Source organism: Caulobacter sp. (assembly GCF_035254145.1).
Lineage (GTDB): Bacteria > Pseudomonadota > Alphaproteobacteria > Caulobacterales > Caulobacteraceae > Caulobacter.
This window is the reverse complement of sequence record NZ_DATFAV010000315.1, coordinates 1-3,365: the sequence shown is the minus strand read 5'-3', so window position 1 is coordinate 3,365 and position 3,365 is coordinate 1. Positions and strand designations below refer to the sequence as shown.

Genomic DNA, 3,365 nt, shown 5'->3' with positions numbered 1-3,365 from the left:
TTAACCGCTCACACTTAAACCTAACGCGCTCTAGCCGTCGATCCAGTCCGTCAGCCCTTCCCGCGCGTGGACCTCGCGCAGCGCCGGGCGCTGTCGCATCGCATCCAGATAGCGCTTGAGATTGGGCCAGGCCGTGGCGGGCTTGGGCATGTTGCGCGTCCAGCGGCACAGGATGGTGGCCAGCAGGTCAACGGTGGTGAACCGGTCTCCCACCAGGAAAGACCGGTTCGCCAGACGCGCGTCCAGCCTCGCCAGCCCCGTCTCGATACGCGCCCGAGCCGCCGCCTTCACCGCCTCCTGGGCCTCGCCGCCGGCGGGTTCGTGCGGATAGAACCAGGCGCGGAAATGCGGCTGGAAGCTGTTGGCCAGCCAGAAGCTCAGGCTCAGATAATCGGCGCGCTCGGGCGAGCCGGGCGGCGGCGCGAACCCCGCCTGCGGATGGCGTTCGGCCAGCAGGGTCGCGATCCCCGCCATCTGGGTGACCGGCGCGCCATCGACGATCAAGGTCGGCACGACCCCGTCGGGATTGAGCGCCAGATAGTCGGCGGTCTTGTGCTCGCCCTTGTCGAAGTCCAGCAACCGAAGCTCGAACGGAACGCCAAGCTCCAGCAACAGCCAGTGGATGGCCGTACCGGCCGTGCTGGGCGAACCATAGAGCATGTACATGCCAAACCTCCGCTGAGTTGCGCGGATAGACCTCTGCTTCCCTGGAACCGTCAAGCCCGCGAAGCCGCCCCCTGAGCGGCAGGCTCCCGAGCGTTGGCGCGCCAGAAGCCAAGTTTCGGCTTGCGCGCACGCCAGGATTGTTCTTGATATGTTCGCCGACAGTCGGAGAACGCCATGCTGACCCTATTTCATGCGCCACGCTCGCGCTCGACCCGGTTCCTCTGGTTGCTCGAGGAGCTCGGCGCGCCCTATGAGGTGCGCAAGGTCGACATCTATCGCAGCGTCAGCGACACTGGCGCGCGCGATCCGGCCAATCCCCATCCGCATGGCCAGGTGCCCGCCCTGCTGGACGACGGCGTGCTGATCACCGAGTCGGCGGCCATCGCCCTCTATCTGACGGACAAGTTCCCGGCCGCTGGGCTGGGTCCGGTCATCGGCGACCCGAAGCGCGGCCCATATCTTTCGTGGCTGGCCTACTATGCCGGCGTGCTCGAACCCTGCGTGACCAACCTCTGGAAACAGCGCCAGGACGAACAGGACAAGACCCAATACCAGGCCATGGACGAGCGGCTGCGCACAACGCTCGAGGCCTCGCCCTGGCTGCTAGGCGAGACGTTCTCCGCCGCCGACATCCTGTTCGTCAGCCTGCTGCAGTTCGCACGCCAGATGTTGCCGCCGCACGCGGTCTATGACGAATGGCTGGCGCGGGCCAACGCCCGTCCCGCCCTGGCCCGCGCCCTGGCCAAGGACGACGCATGAGCCTTCGCCGCGCGCTGCTCGCCTTGCTCTGCGTCTTCGCGACGAGCGTTCCCGCCTGGGCGGATCCCGCCATCGGCAAGCGGGTCGACGCGGTGTTCGCCGACGACGCCGTGACCCTGACCGAGGCCGGCAAGACGGTGCTGGTCTATCGGGCCAAGCCGGCCGATGCGGCGGTCGAGCCCGGGCGGGCCAACCACGTCGCCGCGCTCTACGCGCCCGACGGCGTGGCCCTGACCGAGGATCGTCCTGGCGATCACCCGCACCAGCGCGGCGTCTGGTGGGCGTGGATGAACGTCCAGATCGACGGCGAGACGGTCGCCGATGGCTGGTACATGAAAGGCCTCGCCTACATCGTTCGAGAAAAGCGCTTCCTGGGCGACGCCGAGGGCGGCGGGACGCTGACGGTGGAGGTCGACTGGGTGGTCAATTCGGGCCCCGAGTTGGTCTATGTCGCCCGAGAGACCAGCAAGATCACGGTCCGCCCGTTGAAGGCCGGCGCGCGCCGGGTGTTGTTCGACACCCTGATCGTCTCGCGGGTCGACGCCCTGGGTCTGGGCGGCAGCGCCGACGATCGCGGCTTCGGCGGATTCTCGATCCGCCTCATCGACCCCGAGCGGCTGACGTTTTCGTCCGATGGCAAGACGATCTCGCCCAATGGCGGCGCGATCGACGCCGGTTCCTCGATGGGCTTTGCCTGGAGCGGCGCTCCGGACGCGCCGCATTGGTCCGTAGGGTTGGCCTGCAAGGCCAATGGGCAGGTGATCAAGCGCTGGATGCTGTATAATGACCGCTCGATGCAGAACTGCGTCTTCCCCGGCCGCGCGCCCCTGGTCCTGAAGAAGGGCGAGAGCTTGCATCTGGAAGAGACGCTGGTCATGCGCCCCGTCTCGCGAAAGCTGCCCTAGGTCCGGATTCCGCCATGGCCGACGTCGTCAATCTCAACCAGGCCCGCAAGGCCAAGGCCAAGGCCGACGACAAGACGCGGGCGGCGGAAAACCGCGCCCGTTTCGGCCGCACCAAGGCGGAAAAGTCCCTCGAGACCGCCCGCGCCGAAAAGCTGCGGCGCGAGCTGGACGGCGCCAAGCGCGAGGACTGAGGGTTTTGGCCGGGTTGAAGAAGCGGTCGGTGAACCTCGCCGGCCACGCCACCTCGCTGGCCCTGGAGCCGGAATTCTGGACCGTGCTGGAAAACGCCGCGGCCCGGGAGGGCTCTAGTCTAGCCGGACTGATCCAGCGCATCGACGGCGCGCGCGGCGAGCGTCCCCTCGCCTCGGCCTGCCGCGTATTCGCCCTGAACCGCGCGGGATCGTGAGACCGCCGGAGCTCGGGCGCCGCAGCGCTACGCGGACCTGCTAGTCTCGAACAACCGGCTCGACCGTCGGGCGTCGCTGCGTGGGGATCGGCGGCGGCGTGGGAACCTTCCTCAAGGCGCTCGGAATCTCGGGCAGGCCACGGCGCCAAGTGGTGCCCTCGCCGACCATGACGCCTAGCCTCCAGGCGCCCCATACGGCCGCCGTAGCCAGCGCCACCACCAGAAGCGCCACCCAGAGGCCGCCGCCATGATGCGCCGTGTGGCTCCGGCCATTTTGCGCGACCGCGCCCATCTTTGCCCTCAACCGCCCGGAGCCTTGGGCGCTGCTGGCGGCGCATCCGGCAGCTTCGGCGCGGACGCGGAGATGTTCACGTCGACCTGTTTCTTATGGGTCAGTCCGCCCGACCACATGAAGAAGGCGAGCACCGCGACGATCACCACCAAGCCGCCGACGATGAACGCCAGGCCGCCATTGCCGCCGCCGCTGCTAGTTTCTTCCGCCATGAGAGTCTCCCTGCCTTCTCGGCGCTGCTTCCATTGGCGGATCAACGGTACGCGGCCGCGCTGGTTCCCCTGGCGGCCAGTTGGGGCTTAAGCCGGGCGCGCGGTGTGCTACATATGTTCCCATG

Annotated in this window: 6 protein-coding genes; 4 read left to right on the top strand and 2 right to left on the bottom strand. The window is 67.9% G+C overall.

Translation table 11 applies throughout. The features are described 5' to 3' along the window. Positions 1-30: 30 nt before the first annotated feature. Positions 31-666: a glutathione S-transferase family protein gene (locus VJ655_RS18865; RefSeq protein WP_324113756.1), complete on the bottom strand. Its 636-nt coding sequence runs from the start codon at positions 664-666 to the stop codon at positions 31-33. A 174-nt stretch (positions 667-840) separates the two neighbouring features. Here VJ655_RS18865 and VJ655_RS18860 point away from each other — a divergent pair, with 174 nt between their 5' ends. From VJ655_RS18860 to VJ655_RS18845, 4 genes are read left to right on the top strand one after another with little or no spacing between them, the layout of a single operon-like run. Further along, the gene (locus VJ655_RS18860) at positions 841-1,425 is read left to right on the top strand and encodes a glutathione S-transferase (protein WP_324113755.1); all 585 of its coding nucleotides are present in this window, start codon (positions 841-843) and stop codon (positions 1,423-1,425) included. After that, a complete protein-coding gene (locus VJ655_RS18855) occupies positions 1,422-2,330 on the top strand; it encodes a DUF6807 family protein (RefSeq protein ID WP_324113753.1) in 909 nt (302 codons plus the stop codon). The genes VJ655_RS18860 and VJ655_RS18855 overlap by 4 nt, the downstream gene beginning before the upstream one ends. Positions 2,331-2,344: 14 nt before the next feature. After that, on the top strand, positions 2,345-2,521 hold the full coding sequence (locus VJ655_RS18850) for a DUF4169 family protein (protein ID WP_324113750.1): 177 nt from the start codon (positions 2,345-2,347) through the stop codon (positions 2,519-2,521). 5 nt (positions 2,522-2,526) lie between these two features. Further along, complete coding sequence (locus VJ655_RS18845; RefSeq protein ID WP_324113748.1) at positions 2,527-2,736, top strand: ribbon-helix-helix domain-containing protein; 210 nt, start codon at positions 2,527-2,529, stop codon at positions 2,734-2,736. A 300-nt stretch (positions 2,737-3,036) separates the two neighbouring features. Here the strand turns inward: VJ655_RS18845 and VJ655_RS18840 are convergent, their stop codons facing one another. Beyond that, entirely contained in the window at positions 3,037-3,240 is a 204-nt protein-coding gene (locus tag VJ655_RS18840) for a hypothetical protein (protein WP_324113746.1), read from the bottom strand. Between the last annotated feature and the right edge of the window lie 125 nt (positions 3,241-3,365).